This is a genomic window from Anaerolineae bacterium, assembly GCA_016931895.1.
Classification (GTDB): domain Bacteria; phylum Chloroflexota; class Anaerolineae; order 4572-78; family J111; genus JAFGNV01.
Genome location: JAFGDY010000293.1, coordinates 1 through 3,354, shown reverse-complemented (window position 1 = coordinate 3,354; position 3,354 = coordinate 1). Strand labels below are relative to the sequence as shown.

Annotated in this window: 2 protein-coding genes; both read left to right on the top strand. The window is 57.5% G+C overall.

Going from position 1 to position 3,354, the window contains the following annotated elements:
* The first annotated feature begins 60 nt into the window (after nucleotides 1-60).
* A complete protein-coding gene (locus JW953_22455; protein MBN1995466.1) occupies nucleotides 61-2,055 on the top strand; it encodes a hypothetical protein in 1,995 nt (664 codons plus the stop codon).
* The gene (locus JW953_22450; protein ID MBN1995465.1) at nucleotides 2,052-3,005 is read left to right on the top strand and encodes a 4Fe-4S binding protein; all 954 of its coding nucleotides are present in this window, start codon (nucleotides 2,052-2,054) and stop codon (nucleotides 3,003-3,005) included. The genes JW953_22455 and JW953_22450 overlap by 4 nt, the downstream gene beginning before the upstream one ends.
* The last annotated feature ends 349 nt before the right edge of the window (nucleotides 3,006-3,354 follow it).

Genomic DNA, 3,354 nt, shown 5'->3' with positions numbered 1-3,354 from the left:
GATAGGGTAATCACAATGATACGGGGTTGAGCCACGTTAGGTCAAGCCCTGGCGTGGCTCATGATTTATGACCACGCCTCATTTAGTCCTCTGTTGGTCTCTGAACCCGGCGTGTCCGACATCAAGCTGGTTGAGCAGCTCAAAGAGCTTGAGCGCGAGCTGACCGGCCGGCCGCTCAAAGTGAACTGGTTGACCCTCTCCCCCACCCAGGTGGAAGCCAGAGGAATTTTGGACGACGTTGACCATGTGAAACGGCAAATTGCCCGCCTGCCCCAGCGACACCGGCAAGAAGCGGCACTGTGGCTGGGCAAAGTTCGTTCTAACCGCCAACTGGCCGAAACCGAAATCCCCTCCTTTCTTACCGAGTTGTATCAATACGTTACCACCCGCGCCGAAGAGCCGGGCTGGCCCGGCCAGGATTCCGGCGCCGGCCCGGCCGAGTTGACCGGCGTGCGTCTTTTTGCGGATATTGATGCCCGGCTGGCTCAAGCCCAAGACGCCCTCAATGGAGAGCAATACCTGGCCGTGTTGGAACAGGTCAGCCAGATTTGGCAGGATGTCGAAACGGTCAGGGCCTTTCTCCAGGCCATGAACGCCCATGGCCGCCAGCAGGCCAAAATTGATGCTTTACTGGCCCAGGGCGGCCATCCCCTCCAATTGGCGGAGGATTGGCAAGAGATCAAGCTGGATGTGCAAACCATTACCGCGCGCATTCTGGCCGGCGACTATGCCCACGCCGCACCCTGGATTGAAGAACTCAACACCGACAGTCGGCGCGCCCTGGCCGGCGTGCAGGGGTGGCAGGCCTTGCGCGAGCATAATCTGGCCGACCTGCACTACCTGCATAACCGGGTGAGCCAACTGGCCCAATGGCAGCAAGAGCAGGTTGAGCCGGCCTGGCAGCAGTTACAGGCGTATCCTGGCCAGAATTGGGCAGACCTGGCGCCTGAAATGGAACAGGCGCGGCAATCCTTGACCAGATTGTTAAACAGCCAGCTCAAACAACTGGAAAGTTTGAACAGTTTAGACGTGCAACAATTTATTGAAGCCGAGCGGTTGCTGAAACATACCCTGGCCGACCTGGCCCGGGTGGAGGAGCAATTCCACACTACCGTCAATCGTTTGGCCGAGGTGCAAGCTGTGGCCGAGCGCATTTCCCAGGCTTTGCCCCTGGCCGAGACGGATTTGCAGCGGGCCGAAACTTTGCGCAATCAGGAAGACGTTAAGATTGGGCCGGAGGTAGACCGGCAAATTGAACAGGCCCACCGTCATCTGGCTAAAGCCAAACGGCTGGCCGAAACGGGCGACTTCAGAGCGGCTCTGGATGAGCAGGTAACGGCCCGGCAGTTGGCTACCGCCGCCTATATGGCCGCCGATGATCAAGTGCGCCGGATCAACGTTTTGCAGGTGGATTTGGAGCATTTGGTTGGGCGGGCGCGTGAAAAAACGCAGCAATACCTGGCTACGATCAAAAAATTGCCGGCGGTGGCTCAAACCGATGCCACGCAGCAATTGGCGCGACAATTGCGCGAGCAGTTATCCAGGGCTGAACAGGCCCGGACGGCCACCATTGGCCTGGAGGATCAGGCCCTGGCCCAGGCTTTGCAGACCGCCCGTGATGCCTACGACGAGGTAGATCAACTGGCCGCCTGGACCCTGCGCCAGGTTAAGGCCGATGGCGCCGAATACAATGAGCATCTCAAACAAGCCCTGGCCGCCATCTCCAATGCTCAGGCAGCCATCCGCCAGGCGGAGCAGGTGGTGCTTGAGGCCGATGCCAGTGGCGCGGGCCAACATGCCCTGGAACGCGCCCAAGCCACCTTGCCGGCGGAGGCGTCAACCCGGCGAGCCACCGTGGACAGCCTCGTCTATCTGCGCGAACAGGCCGAAGAGGCAAGCCGGTATGCCACCCTGGCCAGGAACCAGGCTGGCTGGAGGCAAAAAACCCGGTTAGCCCAGGCCAGGCAGAATTTGCAGGAAGAAACTGAGATTGGCGTTGAATGTACTGAAACCCTGGCGGTCGAATACCTGACAGATAGGATTGAAGAAGGATGAGCTTCAAATTTCGTTTCTTATGTCCTTCCACTTGGGCCTTCATCAAAGAGGCCCGTCAAACGCCCCACTATTCTCTATTCGACTGGCTGCACGGCTACATCTATGCCCGCTGGTCTTACCTTTATATTGCCCTGGGCACCGGCGAGCATCCCCTGTCTCGCGCCCTGGCTCCCCTGGTTACAGGGGTGCTGAAACTATTAAAGGTGGAAACAACGGGCCAGGCTCCAGACCCAACCTCTAACCGGCTCACTTTTGCCGATACTTATCACGGCAAGGTGGTGCCCCTGGCCGCAGCCAAAGGCTTGGTAACGGTGAACCAAGAGATCAATCTCACCGACCTGGAAAAAATCATCCCCTATGCCCGCGCCCGCGATATTATTTTGCGTAACCCCAACCATATTGTGGTTTTGCAATGTCCCTGCCGGGCGGCGCGTCCCCATCCCTGCCAGCCGTTGGACGTCTGCCTCATTATTGGCGAGCCAATTGCGGGTTTTGTGGCCGAACATCATCCCGGCCGTTCCCGCTGGATCACGTCTGCGGAAGCGGTTGCCATTTTGCAAGCCGAACACGAGCGGGGGCACGTTCACCACGCCTTTTTTAAGGATGCAATGCTGGGCCGGTTTTATGCCATTTGTAACTGTTGCGCCTGCTGCTGTGGGGCCATGCAGGCCCAGCGTAACGGCGTGCCGATGCTGGCTGCTTCCGGGTACGTTGCTTATGTAGATGCGGCCTTGTGTGAGGGCTGCGGCCGGTGCGCCGCGTTTTGCCAATTTGAGGCCCTGGCAGTGAACGGCCACGCCGTGGTAGATACCGGGCGTTGTATGGGCTGCGGCGTGTGCGTGTCAAAATGTGAGCAAGAAGCCATCTCCCTGCAACGCGATACCGGCAAAGGCGAGCCATTGGAAATCCACCAACTGCTGGCAGAGGCAAATAGGGCGACCGGCCGGTGACGCTATTTGTATCGCCGGAGATAATACGTTTGTTCTCCGCTTTTGACAACCAAGTTGGCGGCGGCCCTGAGCAAACAGGTTGTTTATCAGATCTTATCTTACCAATTAATCGTCAGTTGGGCCACTCTTGCGGACGGATAGATCCGCCCGCCTATGCCTTCGAGTTTGTTTCAGTCGGGCAGATAATAGTATAATTCAACTGCCGGTGGTTGCTTTGTTCACCGGGAGAAAAAGCAGACCCCCTACATTACCATTAGGAAAAATCGGGATGGTTCACAATTTAGTTGACACTTTTTTGAGCACGAAATAAAAATTGGCCGTTAAAATTTATCGGGTCCAGGCTATTTTC